Raw genomic sequence first — 15,933 nt, forward strand, 5'->3', positions numbered from 1 at the left:
ACGGGGGGGGGGGGGGGGGGGGGGGGGGCGGGGGGGGGGGGGGGGGGGGGGGGGGGGGGGCGGGGGGGGGGGGGGCCCCCCCCCCCCCACGGCCGGTGAGCTGCCGGCGCGTGGGGGCCGGGCGGCGCGGGCCATGACGCGCGCGTGTGGCATCAGCGCGGCGCATGTCTCACAGACCTCTTCCAGTGTCCATACACGTCCGACGAGGGGATCGTGCCGCAGGACGAGTGCCACGCCGCCCGTGCAGTGAGCGGGAGTGTCAGGGTGGGCGGAGCACTGTGTGGATGCGCAGTGGCACCAGGCGTTGGCATGGACTGAGGCCACTCGCGCGTGAGCGGCGGCGTGCTGGGCGGCGAACGTCCGCAGACCGGTCAGGTCCTTGGAACGTGCAGGCATCCTGCAGGCCGCGGAGCTGCAGGTGACCGTGGCGCTCCGGTCGGCGTGCCCGGTCAGGCGGACCGTCCAGACCCGGCCGGGGACTCGCTCGGGGGAAGGCTCGCTGGCAGCGGTTGTCACAGGCGTCCTCTTCTGAAGGGATGTACGGCATGGAGCAGTCCACTATGAGCTACCCGGATGCGGGTGCGACACCACCCTCTTGCCAGCATCCTGCGGCGCGTAGAGCACTGGGAACGAGCGGGCCGCGTGTGACGCCTGTCGTGCTTCAGCGGCGACAACCTCACCGGCCAACCTCACGCTGGTGGAGAACGTGCGCAGGCTCTCCCATGGGCGGGGCGTCACGGTCGCCCGGCCGGCCATCGCGTGGGTGATCGCGCAGGACCGTGGGCGTGACGACATCGTCGCCCAGGTAGGCGCGCGCAGGCCCCAGCGCGTCACCGAGGCCATGGCCGCCGCCGAACCGGCACTGACCGGCCGGGATCTGGCGGCGATCGAGGCGGCAGTGCCTGCTGACGCGGTGGCTGGGGATCGCCACGCCGCGCCGCTCGTGGCGCAGTCGGAGCGCGAGCGCTGACACCCCCGCACGAGGGCGCTGGACGCCGAGACCATCCTCGCGGCGACCGAGGACGTACAGCAGGGCGCCTCCCCTCCGAGGCGGCACTGCGCGAGGCCGTCATCCGCCGCTGGATCGACCGGTCCTACGACCGTCTCGCGGCGATCGCCGACGATCCGGCGACGGCCGCGCCCGAGCGGCTGCGTGCGCGGCTGGGGGAAAGTGTTCACCGCCCTGGACCGGGTTTGCGTGCTGCTCGTCAACGGTTTGCGGGTCCGCTGAAGCACGGTCCTGGGGGTGAGTGGCCGCCACCGTGGCCGGGTCAGGGTTTCCAGGTCCGCAGGAGGTTCGCGATCTGCTGGGCGGTGCAGCGGGGGCTGTTCAGCTCGTGGGCGAGCGCGGTCAGTTGCTCGCGGGTGGGGTCGACGGGGACGTTCGACGCGGCAAGATACATGACGGCGACGGCGCAGGCGACGGTGAGGTTGGAGCGCTCCAACCAGCGGCACCGGCCGAGTGTGTGGACCAGGGCGGCGGCCCGTGCGTAGGGGCCGGCGTAGACGGGGTGGTCGATGGCTTCACCCCGATGGCGTGCGACGGCCGCGATGGGGACCCCGTAGTCGTCGGCGGACGGGTCGCGGTGGCCGGCCCGTTCGGCGACTTCCAGGATCCATGCTTCGTCGACGTGCACGATCACGCCGCGGCCCCCGGCAGGCGCGTCTCCTCGAACGGCGCGTCGAGCCGGCGCTCCAGGTCGTCGAGGAAGCCGCCGTGCTGGTCGATGAGGCGTTGCGCGGCCTCCATGCCGGCTGCCCGAGCGCCGGTGGTGTCTTCCTGGATGAGTCTTTCGATGTACCGGTTGAAGTCCAGGCCGCGGGTCCTCGCAGCGTCGTGTCCAGCGGCGAGAATGTCCGCGTCCAGGCGGACCTGGGTCTGCTTCCGATTGGAACTCATACCGCATGGTAGCAGGGTGGTAGCAGGCATGGAGGGGCAAGTCGTCCACGCCGCGGCGGTGCCGATCCGGGCCGGCGCCTACGCACCGGCCCGGACCCCGGGCGTCAGGCGGCGGTGATGTTCTCCGCCTGCGGTCCCTTCTGCCCCTGGGTGACGTCGAAGGTCACGGCCTGGCCTTCGAGCAGCTCACGGAAGCCGGTGCTGTTGATGTTGGAGTAGTGAGCGAACACGTCCGGCCCACCGCCGTCCTGCTGGATGAAGCCAAAACCCTTCTCGGCGTTGAACCACTTGACGATTCCGCTGGCCATGCTGGTGCCTCTCGGTTGCTTGCAGGGACCACACCACGCGGCCCCGGGGGTGATCGCCATGATCCCGTCACCACACGGTGCTGGCGGGTACCGCGAACCACGACATCAGAGAGTGACGCTACATGCCGGAACCGGCACTCACCAGGGGAAATCAGCCGTTCAAGCGCCGGCAGCTCATGCATCTCTTCACACGTGCGAGGCCTGGAGTTCCGGCCGGCACCGTCGCACATGACCCAGAATCCCCGCTCACCAGCGGCTGCACCGAAGTCGCAGTCGTTCCAGGCGCCGCCCGGACTTCCGGGCCAGTACGTCACGATGAAGGTGTTGACGTATCCGTTCCCCTGACTGATGCGCTTCCGGCCTACCAGGCAGGCCGGGCGTCTCGATGATCCCTCCGAAGTGCGGCTTCAGGTGATGCCTCGTCAAGTATGTGTGCGGTAGGGAGAATCACGCCCGGAACCGTCGTAGGTGAACCGGGATCCCGACGGCTTCGGCGACGTGTGCACCACGCCGGACGTGAGGCATCCCACTGCCGGTGGAGCGAACAACGGTGCGACTCAGATTCGTCCCATTATCATGGCAATGAAATCGAATAGTTCCGCCGGTCACGCCGTCGTCGTCGGCGGCAGCGTCGCAGGTCTCCTGGCCGCGCGCGCACTGAGCACGTCGTTCCATCAGGTGACCGTTTTCGAACGGGACACGTTCCCGGCACACACCGTCGCCCGGCGTGGCGTACCGCAGGGCCGACAAGTGCACGCACTGCTCACTCGCGGTGCCGTCGGGCTGGACGGCCTCTTCCCCGGCTTCGTCGACGCCATGACCGCGGCCGGCGTCCCCAGTGGTGACGGGCAGGCGGACTTCTCCTGGTTCCTGGACGGCCACAGGATGGCCGGAGCGACGTCCGGGCTGCGCGGCTTCGGTGTGAGCAGGCCGCAGATCGAGGAGATGATCCGGGACCGCGTCGGCGCGCTGCCGAACGTCACCGTCGTCGCCGGCGCCCAGGTCGACGGTCTGCTCGTCGACGACGGCCGCGTGGCCGGGGCACGGGTGCGGCGGCACACAGGCGCCGAGGAGAGCGTGGCGGCGGACCTCGTGGTGGACGCCGCCGGACGCGGCTCCCGCGCCCTGGCCTGGCTCCGCGAGTTCGGCTACCCCGTCCCGGAGCACACGGCCGTCAGGACGAACGTCGTCTACGTGACGCGGCACTACAAGCAGGAGCCCGGTCTGCTGGACGGCAGGCTCGGGACCACCGTGGTGCCCTATCCCGGGCAGCCCCGCGCCGCGGTGGTGGTCAGGCAGGAAGGCGACCGTTTCGCGGTGCTGCTGGCGGGACTGCTGGGCGAGGAACCTCCCACGGACGATGCCGGGATGATCGATTTCGTCTCGGGCCTGGCGGGACAGGACGCCGCCGATGTGCTCCGCTCCGCCGTACCCGTCGACGAAGCCGTCAAAATGCGCTACCCCGAAAGCACCCTCAACCACTTCGACAGGCTCGACCGCCACCTCGGCGGGTTCCTCGTCGTCGGTGACGCGCTGTGCAGCTTCAACCCGATCTACGGTCAGGGCATGACGGTGGCCGTCATGGAGGCCGAGCTCCTGCAGTCCCTGCTCCAGGAACACGGCACGCAGAACCTGGCGCCCCGGTTCTTCGCGTCCGCGGCCGCCCTGCTCGCCGAACCCTGGTCCCTCGCCACCGGCGGCGACCTGCGGTTCCCCGAGGTCGAGGGCGAGCGCGGACCGCAGGACGCGGAGATCAACGGATATCTCGACCAGTTCCGCGCCGCCGCGGCGGTCGACCCGGCCCTGGGCACGGCGTTCCTCAAGGTGGCCAACCTGATGGCACCCGTCACCTCCCTGCTCAGCCCAGAACTGATGGAGCGTGTGCAGCGGGCCGGGGCACAGTAGCCGTCCGGTGCCCGGCAGCCGGGCACCGGCCGTCACGCCGTCGTCCCCGGTGTCTGGCGCAGGGCAAGGACGATCTCGTGGCGTGGACTTCACCCCTCCGCTGCCGAATCTGAGCACGCTCCCCCCGACTGGACGACGCCGGGAGGGGTACGGAGTGGAATTCACGAAGCGGGGGCGGCTACGCCGCAGAGGCACACGTATGGCCGGCTGGGCACTGACGCTGGAGACGGCGTGCGGACTCTGGCTGGTCGTCAGGCACGGTGCCGGCTGGCGGACACTGGCGCCGTTCGTCTGCGTGTTCGCGCTGGTAGGCCTTGTGGGACTGCTGCACCTGCGGGAGCTGCGCAAGCCGTTCCGCCTGGTGATCGACGCGTGGGGGGGTGCGGCTGCACGACGCGGAACTGAGCTGGGCACGGATCGAGCGGATCGGGCTGGACTATCCGCCGGGGGAAGCCCGGAGGGCGGCCCGGGGGAGGACGGCCCACCGCCACCTCGGCTGGTGCTGTGGCCGGTGCCCGGTGCGGAACTGCCGCGCAAGGCGGACCGTACGGATGACGGGCGGCGCCGGTACACGCTGATCGACACCGACGACATGGACCAGCCGTTGCCCCAACTGGTCGACACGATAGGGAGGTTCCGCGGCAGCCGGGTCAAGAGGCTGCCCGCCGGGCTGCTACCGGACGGCGGCTCCGGTACGGCGGGAACCGCACCCGGCGCCGGCGCGCGGGAGGGCGTGGCCGGAGCGGCCGGCCCGGCACCTCTCACTGCGCTCCGCCGCCCGGGGGAGTTCACCGCGCGGGCCGGCAACGCGGCACGGCTCACGGCGGGGCTGGCTTCGGCGGTGGTGCTCACCCTGCTCGCGGTGGCCTCCTTCCGCGGCGGCGGACCGTCTGTACCGGAGCCGTTCATCGCCGTCGCTCCGCTCGGCGCCCTGGTCGCGTGGTGGTACTCCGGCCGGTCCTTCCGGCGCTGGGTCAGGCCGCGCCGGCTGCTGGTGGGACCGGAGGGGCTCACCGCGCGGGAAGCGGGCGGCACCGACACCGTGTACGACTGGCCGGGGATCGCCGCGGTGACGGTGGGCAACCGACCGGCGGACTGGCATCCCTGGCTGCTGGTGTGGGCCGAGCCGGGCCGCGGCTTCGCACGGGAGCGCTCGTATGTGGTGGACGGCCAGGAGGTGTACGGCGTGATCCGCCTGGACCGCCTGCCGGGCGGGACCGAAGCGGTCGTCCCCGCGGTGCGGGAGTGGTCCGCCGGCCGCTTCGGGTGGCTGCCGGGAGAGTGAGCGCGCCGTGCCCGTGCCGGGCACGGGTCGTCGGCAGGTCGCGTCGGCAGGGCCAGCTCGCCACTCGCTCGCCGCTGTTCAGCAGGCGAGACGGCCTTGTCGTCGCGCGGACCGGAGCTGTTACCTTCGCGACGGCCCCGGCCGCCGGTACGACGCAGCCTGCCGGGGCCGGGCGGGAGGGGAATGAGCGACAACGGTACCTTTGGTCGGCTGCTGCGTGAGGCGCGGCAACGGGCCCTGTTGACGCTGGAGGGGCTGGCCGCCGCGTCCGGGGTGAGTGTCCGCGCCATCAGTGACATGGAGCGCGGGCAGAGTCTGCCGCGGCCTGCCACTCTGGGCGAACTGCTGGACGCCCTGCGGCCGGGCGAGGACGAGCGTCGCCGCCTGCTGCGGGCGGCGCGTCGGCACACGCGGCAGACGCCCCGGCAGCTGCCACCCGATCCCGTGGCCTTCCAGGGCCGGGAGGAGACGCTGGCCGCGGTCCGAGCGATGGCGGGACAGCTCACCGGGCCGTTCCGGAACGTCGTCATCTCCGCGATCGGAGGTATGGCCGGGGTCGGCAAGACGACGCTGGCGGTGCACTGGGCGCACCAGGAGGCCGAGCGCTTTCCCGACGGGCAGTTGTACGTGAACCTGCGCGGCTTCGATGAGCAGGCACAGCCGTTGGATCCCGGGGAGGCACTGGGCGGGTTCCTCGGTGCGCTCGGTGTGCCGAGCACCGATCTTCCGGCCGGCACCAAGGAGCGCTCGGCGCTTTTCCGTGAGCGGGTGGCGTCGCTGCGGCTGATCGTCGTACTCGACAACGCGCGCGGCGAGGAGCACGTGCGGCCTATGCTGCCCCTGGCGCCCGGCTGTCTGACCATCATCACCTCGCGTGAGCACATGTCCGGTCTGGCCGCCACGGAGGGGGCCGCGCTGATCGCGCTGGAGGTGTGGAGCGAGACGGAGTCGCTGACCGCGCTGGCAGCACGGATCGGCGGGGAACGGGTCCGGGCGGAGCCCCGGGCCGCAGCCGAACTGGTCGGACTGTGCGGAGGGCTGCCGCTGGCGATCGCCGTGCTCGGCGCGCAGTTGAGCATGTCACCTGGTCTGCCGCTGCACGTCGTCGTGCGTGAGCTGGCGGAGGCCCGGCTCGACGCGTTGTCGGTTGACGACCGGCGTGCCGACATACGGGCGGTGTTCTCCTGCTCCTATCGCACCCTCTCCGCCGAGACGGCACGTTTCTTTCGATATCTGGCCCTGCACCCGGGCCCGGCCGCCTCCGTCGAGTCCATCGCCTCCCTGGTGGGGGTGGGCATGCCGTCGGCGAGACGCCACCTGCGCGAGCTCGTCTCCGCCAGCCTGCTGTCCCGGGACGCCGAGGGCCGGTACGTCCTGCACGACCTGGTCCGTGCCTACGGTGCGGAACTCGTCGAACGGCACGGCGACGACCGGCACGGTGCCGAGGCCCGTCTGCTGCACTACCTGCGCCGCAACGCCTACGCGGCGAACCGGTTCATCGCGAAGTACATGCCCGAGCGGACGGACGCGCCGGTTCCCGGGGTCGTGAGGGTGGCGATCGACGACCGGGACGAAGCGCTCGCGTGGTACCGCCAGGAGGAGCAGACCGCCGCGGCGGCGTTGCGTCTGCCGGTGGATCCCGGGCTGCTGCGGCACCGTGTCGATCTCATCCGGGAGTGGGCCAGCTACCACGTCGTCGAGGGCCGGTGGGCGGAGGAGATCACGGCCGAGCGCATCGGGCTCGACGCGGCTCTCGCGCTGGACGACCCGGTCGCCGTGGCCAGGGCCGGCGGGAGCCTGGCACGCGCCCTGGTGGAGACCGGCCGTCCCGACGAGGCCGACGAGCCGGTCGAGCTGATCCTCGCTCACCTGCACCGGCTCCCACCGGAGGACCGGGGGCGGGCCGAGCGGAGCATCGCCTGGGCACGGGACGGACAGGAGCGTTACGCGGAGGGACTGCGCCATTCACGGCGGGCCCTGGAGATCTTCCGCGGACTCGGGCAGCGCGACCAGATCGCCGTGGAACTCGGCTCGGTGGGCTGGTTCCTCTCCGCCCTGGGCGAGTACCGGGAGGCCATCGCGAGGTGTGAGGAGGCGATCCCGATCCTGCGGGACCTCGGTGACCGCGGCAACGAGGCGGCGGCCTGGGACAGCATCGGTTACGCCCGGCAGCGGCTGGGTGATCCCGCGGCGGCGGTCGTGGACTACGAGAAGTCCCTGCGTCTCTTCGAGGAACTGCTCAACGACTACAGCCAGGCCGCGGTGCTGGACCATCTCGCCTCCGCCCAGCTGGAATTGGGGGACGCCCTGCGGGCCCGGGCGAGCTGGACCCGGGCGGCGGACATCTTCGGCGGCCTGCGGGTCGCCCGCGCCGCGGAGATGCGCGCGAAGGCGGCGGCGCTGCCGCGACCGGGGGCGGAGCCCGCTTCGTGACGCGCCGCCCCTCCCCCGCGGCGTCGCCGTGCCGGCCTGCGGAGGGCACGGCGGCGCGGCCACGTCGGTGAGTGTGCCGTTCGCAAGACATGCGGCCGGGTGGCGGGGTGTGCACACGTCGTGGAGGCCGACGGCACGGGCTGGTGACCCGGGTCCCTCCCCCGACGTGACGCCGATCACAGGAGATTTCTTCGTCCGCGCATGTAAGAACCGGGGCTCTGGGCGCATTGCTTGGTGTGAAAGCCGAGACGAGAGGAGGGCTCGTGACGCCTGCCGAGCGCTTCCAAGGTGTCTACGAAGAGCATTACCCGCGGGTCCTCGCCTATGCCACGAGCCTGGTCGGGCGGGAGGTGGGAGAGGACATCACCAGCGAGACGTTCACCGTCGCCTGGCGGCGGGTGGACGCCCTCCCCCACCCGCCGCTGCCGTGGCTGCTGGGGGTGGCCCGCAACCTGGTGCGCGAACTGCGCCGCAAGGACGCCCTGCGGTACCTGCACGCCGCCGAGGAGGCACAACGCATCAGCAGCGGCGGCCAGACGCACGCCGGTGACATCGCGGCGGTGGTCACGGACCGGCACATCGCGCTCCAGGCCCTGGCGAGCCTGTCGGACGCCGACCGTGAACTGCTCACGCTGATCGCCTGGCACGGCCTGAGCAGCAGGGACGCCGCGCGGGTCCTGAACTGCACCGGCGCGACCCTGACGGTCCGGCTGTACCGGGCCCGGCGCCGTCTGGAGAAGGCGCTGGAGACGGCACAGGCGTCCGAGACGGCTTCCGTGAACGCCGTACCCACCGCATTTCCCACCCATGGTCAAGGAGCACCCGCGTGAAGAACCACCCCGAGAGGTCCGGACGGCCCGACGTCATGAAGGTGCTCGCGGACGCACGGCCCGACGCGCTGGATCCCTCCCGGTTGACGGATCCGGGGCGGCAGCGGCAGGACTTCGCCCGCATCACCGCCGCAGCCGCGGACGGCCGCGCGACGCGCCGCAGAATCGGTTTCCGCCCGCTGGGCGCGATGGCGCTGACCGCGGTGGCGGCGTCGGTGGCGGTGGCCGTCGGCACCCTCGGCGGGCAGGCACCGGCCGGCCGGCCCGTGGCACAGCCGCCGTCCGCCACGGGGGCGCGGCCGTCGGGCACCGGCCAGGACCTCCACGTCGACGGTCAGATCGAGCTGCTCAGCGCGGCACGGAACGCGGAGGCCTCACCCGCCGAGGGCACGTACTGGCAGACCACCACGCAGACGCGGAGTGTGGACGTCGCCGAGGCGAACGGGCGCTTCTTCGCCGTGCGCAGCACCTCGACCGAGGAATGGTCGGTGGGTGTGCGGCGGGGCACCGGGAGCCTGATGGTCTCCGGACTGGGTTACCTGGCCGAGCCCCGGACCGCGGCGGACGAGGCACGCTGGCGCGCCGCGGGCTCGCCGCACACCGTCACCGTCAAGGCCGGGCAGCACGGCGAGGCCGGCAGGGCCTACCCGCTGGGAAGCGGCCGGCCGACGGTCATGCGGACGAACATCGACAACAAGATCTACGCCGTCGGCCCGGACAACGTCTCCTACAAGGACCTCAGGGCGCTGCCCTCCACCGGCGCGGGGCTGCGGCGCTACCTGGAGGGGCTCTACGCGCGGGGCAACAGCACCGACAGCGGTGCGGACCGCAGTACCTGGATGCTGCGCCAAGCGGGCGACCTCGTGACGATGCCCGTGAAGCCCGCCGTGCGGGCGGCGGCGTACCGTGTGATGGCCGCGCTGCCCGGAGTCCGGGTGGTCGGGCACGTCACCGACCCGCTGGGGCGCGTGGGTGTCGGCGTCGAGTTCCCCGGCACGTACCGGGGCCCGGCCGGAACCACCAAGCAGCGGCTGGTCATCGACCCGTCCACGGGTGCGATGCTCTGCGACCAGCTCCTGCTGGTCGAGCCCTCGGCCACGGCCGAAGCGGCGGGCCTGAAGGCGGGCACGACGCTCAACTACCAGGCGACCACCCGGATGGGCTGGGGCGAGCACCAGATCAACGTGCCGAAGAACGCCCGCGACTGAGCCGAGCCGCGGGCGGCACGGCCCGGCCGGGCAGGGCGGTGTGCCACCCTGCCCGGGCGCGCGGCGGACCGGGGGATCCGCCGCCACGGCGCGGCGGGTCCCCGCCGGACCGTTCACGGTGCGGACCGGGTCCCCTTCCGGGCGAGAGCGCCGCGTCGCCGCCCGCGGCCGGGTCCTCGGTGTCCGGGCGGCCCACGGTGCGGGCGGCTGTCGCGACCGGCCCGCTCGCGCTGCCCTGGAGCCTCACCGCCGCCCGGCATCGCTTCCTCCGCCCGTATCCGTTCCCCGGAGTCCGTCCGTCCGGATTCCCTCCGCCCGGATTCCGGTCCCCGGGTCCCGTCCGAGCCGATTCCTTTACCCCCGAGAAAGCCTGCACCCATGCGCCTCCACAGGCCCCTTCTGTCCGCGTCCGCGGCGCTCGTCGTCTCCGCGCTGGGCGTCGCCGCTCATCTCCACCTCCCCGCGGGCGACTCCACCGGAGCCTCAGAGCGGGCCGCGACCGTCCGGGACGCCGCCCGGGCGGCGATCGGACAGGAGACGCTCGCACCCGCCACGCCCCGGGCGACGGCCCGGCCGCGGCCGCAACTGCCCGCCCGGTTGCCGGGGCTCGGTCCCAAGACCCTGGCGCAGGTTCCGGCCGACGCCCGGCAGGTCCTCCTCGTCACGGGCGCGGACAGGACGTCGGCGTCCTCGAAGGCCGTGCTCTGGCAACGTGTCGACGGGGGCTGGCGTCCGGGCGCGGTGTGGGCCGCGCACAACGGCTACCGGGGCTGGACCGACGAACACTACGCGGGCGATCTGCACAGTCCCATCGGCGTTTTCGGTCTCACCGACGCCGGCGGGCGGCTGGCCGACCCCGGTACGAAGCTGCCGTACCACCACTCGGGGGCCTTCTCGGTGAGCGGCGCCGGCTTCGAGGGCGAACCGCTCAGCGGGGCCTTCGACTACGTCCTCGCCATCAACTACAACCGGCAGCCCGGTACATCACCGATGGACGGGACGCATCCGCTGGGCGCGAACCGCGGCGGGGGCATCTGGATACACGTCGACCACGGCGGCCCCACGCATGCCTGCGTCAGCCTCTCCAAGCCGCACATGCGGCAGTTGCTGCGCGCGCTCGAACCCGCCGACCGTCCCGTCGTGGTGATGGGAGACGCCGCTTCCCTCACCCGGTGACCTCCCCGCGCGTTCCAGGCGCTGTATGCCCAGGCGACACGTGTGACTACTATGCATGCCGGTCGACTCGGCCATACATCAGGAGAATTCCAACTCAATCGGGGAACTGAATTGAATACCGACACGAAGGCCGCGCGGCGCCTGCACAGGGCTGCCGCCGTCGCCGTCACGTCCGGCGCACTGCTGGCCACCGGTGCTCTCACCGCGATACCCGCGCAGGCCGTCACCGCGCCCTCCATCACCGCCAAGAGCGGGTTCCTGATGAACAGCGCCACCGGCAAGACCCTGTTCAGCAAGGCCGGCAGCACGCACCGGCTCACCGCCTCCACCACCAAGATCATGACTGCGAAGGTGGTCCTGTCGCAGTCGAACCTGAACCTGGACGCCAAGGTCACGGTCAAGAAGGCCTACAGCGACTACATCGTCGCCAAGGGCGCCTCCTCCGCGCACCTGATCGTCGGTGACAAGGTCACCGTCCGCCAGCTCCTGTACGGGATGCTGCTGCCCTCCGGCTGCGACGCGGCGATGGCGCTCGCCGACAAGTACGGCTCCGGCTCCACGGTTTCGGCCCGCACCAAGAACTTCATCGCCAAGATGAACACGACGGCCAGGAGTCTCGGGCTGGCCAACACGCACTTCGACTCGTTCGACGGCATCAGCAACGGGTCCAACTACTCCTCCGCGCGGGACCTGACGGTGCTCGCCCGCAGCGCCATGAAGAGCTCCACCTTCAAGGCGGTCGTCAAGACCAAGTCCTACCGGGCGAGGACGACCACCAGGACGGGCTCCACCCGCACCATGGGGACCTGGACCAACACCAACACCCTGCTCGGCTGGAACGGCACCCTGGGCATCAAGACCGGCTCGGGCACCCAGGCCAAGTACTGCCTCGTCTTCGCCGCCACGAAGAACGGCGAGTCGGTCATGGGCGCCGTCCTCACCGACTCCTCCGCGGCCAGCCGCACGGCGGACGTGAAGAAACTCATCAACTACGGCTACGCCAGGATCAGCTGACACGTCGAACGCCGGCACAGGACCCGCCGCGCCCCATACGGCGGGTCCTGTGCCGTCAAGTGCACGGGTGATATGCACACGTGTCGCCGTCACGGATGGCTGTCGAGCCTGCACATGTGACCGCGATGGTTCGCCCGTCGGATCGACCCACCGGCGAACCGGTCCCTGTGTTGTCACCAAGAAGAAGGACAGGAGCAGTTCCTATGCGCAGACCCAGCGGATACCTGACGGGGGCCGTCGCCCTCGTCGTGGCGCTCACCTCGGGCTTAGCCGGTGGAGCCACCGCGGCACCGCGGGGCGGTGTCCCCGGCGTGGGCGGTGCCGGTACGGCGAAGGCGTCCCAGTCGGTGACGCTGATCACCGGCGACCGGGTCATGGTGAACGCCGGCGGCCAGGTCGTCGGGGTGGAGCGGGCGAAGGGCCGGGAGCGCGTGCCGTTCTCGGTCCGGAAGGTCGCCGGCCATACACGAGTGGTTCCCGGCGACGCGGAACTGCTGCTGGCGGCGGGCCGGCTGGACCCGCGGCTGTTCGACGTGACCGAGCTGGTGGCGGACCACTACGACGACGCGCACCGTTCCGACCTGCCGCTGATCGTCACCTTCCGGGACCAGCGGAAACAGCGCTCGATGAGCACGTTCACCGCGGCCGGAGCAGAGATCGGGCGCGCGCTGCCCGTCGTCAACGGCACGGCGATGCACACCCAGAAGAAGCGCGGCGCCGATTTCTGGGACGCGATGACCGGTGCCGGGGTCGGTGCCGGTGCCGGTGCCGGCACCGACCCCGGGACGGGCGTGGGCGCGGGCGAAAGTGCCCGCTCCGGGGAGGAGTTCGCCCCCTCGACGGCGGTGCGGAAGGTGTGGCTGGACGGCACGCTGCGGACCGCCCTCGACACGAGCGTGGCGCAGATCGGCGCCCCGACCGCCTGGGCCGCCGGCTACGACGGCACCGGCGTCAAGGTCGCCGTGCTGGACAGCGGGGTCGACCAGGACCACCCCGATCTGGCGGGCCAGGTGATCGCGGAGCAGAACTTCTCCGATTCCCCCGACGCAGAGGACCACTTCGGCCACGGCACCCATGTGGCGTCCATCGTGGCCGGGACGGGGGCCGGGTCCGACGGGAAGTACAGGGGCGTCGCCCCGGGTGCGAAGATCCTGGACGGCAAGATCACGAACGACCGCGGTGTCGCCGAGGAATCCGGCGTCATGGCCGGCATGGAATGGGCGGTGTCCCAGGGCGCCGACATCGTCAACCTCAGTATCGGCGGTACGGACACACCCGACACCGATCCGGTGGAGGAGGCGCTGGACCGGCTCTCCGCCGAGACCGGCACGCTCTTCGTCGTCGCGGCCGGCAATGACGGACCGGGCGAGCACACGGTGAACACGCCGGGCAGCGCCGCGGCCGCGCTCACCGTCGGCGCCGTCGACAAGGCGGACCGGCTCGCGGACTTCTCCGGCCGCGGCCCCCGGGTCGGTGACAGCGGAGTCAAACCCGACCTGACGGCACCCGGCGTCGCCATCACGGCGGCGGCCGCCCCCGGCAGCCTTCTGGAGGAGGAATACCCCTCCGACATACCGGGCTACATCACTCTCGACGGCACCTCCATGGCCACCCCGCATGTGGCCGGCGCGGCAGCCCTCCTGGCCCAGCAGCACCCCGACTGGAGCGGCGAGCGGATCAAGGCGGTACTGACCGGTTCGGCCGAGCCGGGCGCGTACAGCTCGTTCCAGCAGGGCACCGGCCGTACCGATGTGGCCCGTGCCGTCGGGCAGGGCGTCGTCGCCGGGCAGGGGCCGCTCGACTTCGGCAGGCAGGAATGGCCGCACGACGACGACAAGCCGGTGACGAAGCAGCTCACGTACCGCAACCTGGGTACCGAGCCGGTCACCCTGGACCTGTCCGTCGACGCGCTCTCGGCGGACGGGCGGTCCGCCCCCGACGGCATGTTCACCCTCTCGCCACGGCGGCTCACCGTCCCGGCGGGCGGTGAGGCGAGCGCCGCGGTCACGGCCGACACCCGGGCCGGTGCCACCGACGGCACGTTCGGCGGCGCGGTGTCCGCCGCCTCCGCCGACGGCAAGGTCAGGGTGCGTACCGCCGTCGGGGTGGAGCGCGAGGTCGAGATGTACACCCTCACGCTGAAGCACATCGACGAGAACGGCGAGCCCACCGGCGACGCCGTGGCCGATGTCCAGGGCGTGGACAGCGACTTCCACGCCTCCTACGCCGACGAGGACGGCGAACTGGCGGTCCGGCTGCCCAAGGGCGACTACTCCCTCAACGACATCATCCACCCGGGGTACGAATCCCCCGTCCACGCGCTGCTGTTCCAGCCGAGGCTGCGCCTGGACGCGGACACCACCGTCACCCTCGACGCCCGGCAGACCCAGCCGGTCCGGGCCACCCTGCCCGACCCGGCGGCCACGAACATCGACGCCCTGATCACCGTGGGATGGCAGCGGAGCGAAGGCCTGGACAAGGGCCTGTTCGTCTACAGCTTCCCCGACTTCCAGAGCTTCACGGTCGGGCAGCTCGGAGCCGCGCTGCCCGCCGACCAGGCGTACGCCCAGTACGCGGGCACCTGGAGCGACCAGGGCGGCAGCACGCCGGTGAACTACCACCTGGCGTGGGAACGTACCGGGCGGCTCGGTGGTTTCAGCACCGAGGTGACACGACGGCAACTCGCCGAGGTCGACCTCCGGATCGGCTCGCCCACCGCGGGTGCGCCGGTGACCGTCCTCGCGCAGCCCCTCACACCCGACGGCGAGCTCGTCCTGCTCGGCAATCCCGTCACGGCCGAGCTGCCGCTGCGCGGCACCGACTACGTCCTCGGCGACCACATCCGGTGGAACTTCAGCGTCCAGACGGGCACCGGTCCCGACTCCGAGCTGTGGACCACGGGGACGTACCGGGCCGGCCGGCACTACACCGAGCGGTTCGACGTCGGCGTGTTCGGCCCGGCCCTCGGCGACACGAGTACCGCCCCGCCCTTCCTCGTCCCCGGTATCGCCCGCGACGGGAACGTCATCAGGGCCTACCTGCCGCAGTACGACGACGGCGCCGGGCACTGGAACACCCACGCCGGGACACTCCGGAAGAGTTCACTCCTGGCCGACGGCGAGGAGATCGCCGACCCGGACGGCGTCTCCCCTGCCGAGGACGTCGCCCAGTACACCGTTCCCGCGCGGGACAGCGCGTACGAGCTGACGCTGGACAGCACCCGTGACCCCGCACTCACGCCGGTCAGCACCCGCATCCGGACGGTGTGGACCTTCCGTTCCGCCGAGACGGCACAGGGCACGTGGACGGCACTGCCGCTGTCCGTGGTCCGCTTCACGCCCCGGCTGACCTCGGCCAGCACCGCGAAGGCGGGACAGAGGTTCGACGTGCCGTTCCACATCGAGGGCGCCGCGGCCGGTCAGCGGCTCAGGAAGCTCACCTTCGCCGTCTCGTACGACGCGGGGCGCACCTGGCAGCCCGCCGAGGCCGTCGACGGCACGCACCTGTCCCTGCGGCACCCCGCCGGGGCCGGCTCGGTCTCCCTTCGGGCCGAACTGACCGACGCCCGGGGCGACACGCTGGTCCAGACGATCGAACGCGCCTACCTCACCACCCGGTAACCCGCCGGGTCCGCCACATCGTCCGGCCGGGGACGGCCTCGAGGCCGTCCCCGGCCCGTTGTACCGCCCCGCGGTGTGCCCGGGCCAGCAACACATGTGTGCCAGGCGGGTACGCATGACCTCCTCGGCGGATCGGGACACATATTTGGAAGCGGGGCCCGGGGGGGGGGGATGAGGATTAACGGCCCACCGCGGCCCGGCCCCGCCCCCCCCCCCCCCACAGGGTCTGAGACTCAAAAACCCCCCCCCCCACA

Annotated in this window: 11 protein-coding genes and 1 pseudogene; 9 read left to right on the forward strand and 3 right to left on the reverse strand. The window is 71.9% G+C overall.

Annotated elements, in window-relative coordinates:
* Positions 1-685: 685 nt before the first annotated feature.
* Positions 686-970, forward strand: a pseudogene (locus tag ACFY3I_RS43245) (aldo/keto reductase); the annotation flags it as partial.
* A 301-nt stretch (positions 971-1,271) separates the two neighbouring features.
* On the opposite strand, the gene ACFY3I_RS43250 reads toward ACFY3I_RS43245, so the two are convergent.
* The 3 genes from ACFY3I_RS43250 to ACFY3I_RS43260 all read right to left on the reverse strand — a co-directional run bounded on the left by ACFY3I_RS43250 (position 1,272) and on the right by ACFY3I_RS43260 (position 2,208).
* Complete coding sequence (locus tag ACFY3I_RS43250) at positions 1,272-1,643, reverse strand: fic family toxin-antitoxin system, toxin component (protein WP_390866439.1); 372 nt, start codon at positions 1,641-1,643, stop codon at positions 1,272-1,274.
* Positions 1,640-1,900, reverse strand: a complete 261-nt coding sequence (locus ACFY3I_RS43255; RefSeq protein ID WP_390866440.1) for a hypothetical protein — start codon at positions 1,898-1,900, stop codon at positions 1,640-1,642. The genes ACFY3I_RS43250 and ACFY3I_RS43255 overlap by 4 nt, the downstream gene beginning before the upstream one ends.
* A gap of 104 nt (positions 1,901-2,004) precedes the next feature.
* A complete protein-coding gene (locus ACFY3I_RS43260) occupies positions 2,005-2,208 on the reverse strand; it encodes a cold-shock protein (protein WP_390866441.1) in 204 nt (67 codons plus the stop codon).
* Positions 2,209-2,790: 582 nt separating this feature from the next.
* On the opposite strand from ACFY3I_RS43260, the gene ACFY3I_RS43265 reads away from it, so the two are divergent.
* From ACFY3I_RS43265 to ACFY3I_RS43300, 8 genes are all read left to right on the forward strand, one after another.
* Positions 2,791-4,113 carry an FAD-dependent oxidoreductase gene (locus ACFY3I_RS43265; protein WP_390866442.1) on the forward strand — a complete coding sequence of 441 codons (1,323 nt, stop codon included), beginning with the start codon at positions 2,791-2,793 and terminating at the stop codon, positions 4,111-4,113.
* 199 nt (positions 4,114-4,312) lie between these two features.
* Positions 4,313-5,398, forward strand: a complete 1,086-nt coding sequence (locus ACFY3I_RS43270; protein ID WP_390866443.1) for a hypothetical protein — start codon at positions 4,313-4,315, stop codon at positions 5,396-5,398.
* A gap of 183 nt (positions 5,399-5,581) precedes the next feature.
* Positions 5,582-7,831 (forward strand): ATP-binding protein, encoded by a 2,250-nt coding sequence (locus ACFY3I_RS43275; protein ID WP_390866444.1) that lies wholly within the window; start codon positions 5,582-5,584, stop codon positions 7,829-7,831.
* A gap of 263 nt (positions 7,832-8,094) precedes the next feature.
* Positions 8,095-8,661 carry an RNA polymerase sigma factor gene (locus ACFY3I_RS43280; protein ID WP_390866445.1) on the forward strand — a complete coding sequence of 189 codons (567 nt, stop codon included), beginning with the start codon at positions 8,095-8,097 and terminating at the stop codon, positions 8,659-8,661.
* Positions 8,658-9,869 carry a CU044_5270 family protein gene (locus ACFY3I_RS43285; RefSeq protein ID WP_390866446.1) on the forward strand — a complete coding sequence of 404 codons (1,212 nt, stop codon included), beginning with the start codon at positions 8,658-8,660 and terminating at the stop codon, positions 9,867-9,869. The genes ACFY3I_RS43280 and ACFY3I_RS43285 overlap by 4 nt, the downstream gene beginning before the upstream one ends.
* Before the next feature lie 378 nt (positions 9,870-10,247).
* Entirely contained in the window at positions 10,248-11,045 is a 798-nt protein-coding gene (locus tag ACFY3I_RS43290; RefSeq protein WP_390866447.1) for a L,D-transpeptidase family protein, read from the forward strand.
* A gap of 111 nt (positions 11,046-11,156) precedes the next feature.
* Entirely contained in the window at positions 11,157-12,059 is a 903-nt protein-coding gene (locus ACFY3I_RS43295) for a D-alanyl-D-alanine carboxypeptidase family protein (RefSeq protein ID WP_390866448.1), read from the forward strand.
* A 203-nt stretch (positions 12,060-12,262) separates the two neighbouring features.
* Positions 12,263-15,679, forward strand: coding sequence for a S8 family serine peptidase (locus ACFY3I_RS43300; protein ID WP_390866449.1), 3,417 nt, complete (start codon positions 12,263-12,265; stop codon positions 15,677-15,679).
* The last annotated feature ends 254 nt before the right edge of the window (positions 15,680-15,933 follow it).

Origin of the sequence: Streptomyces sp. NPDC001068 (assembly GCF_042897315.1) — a bacterium.
In the GTDB taxonomy this organism is placed as follows: Bacteria; Actinomycetota; Actinomycetes; order Streptomycetales; family Streptomycetaceae; genus Streptomyces.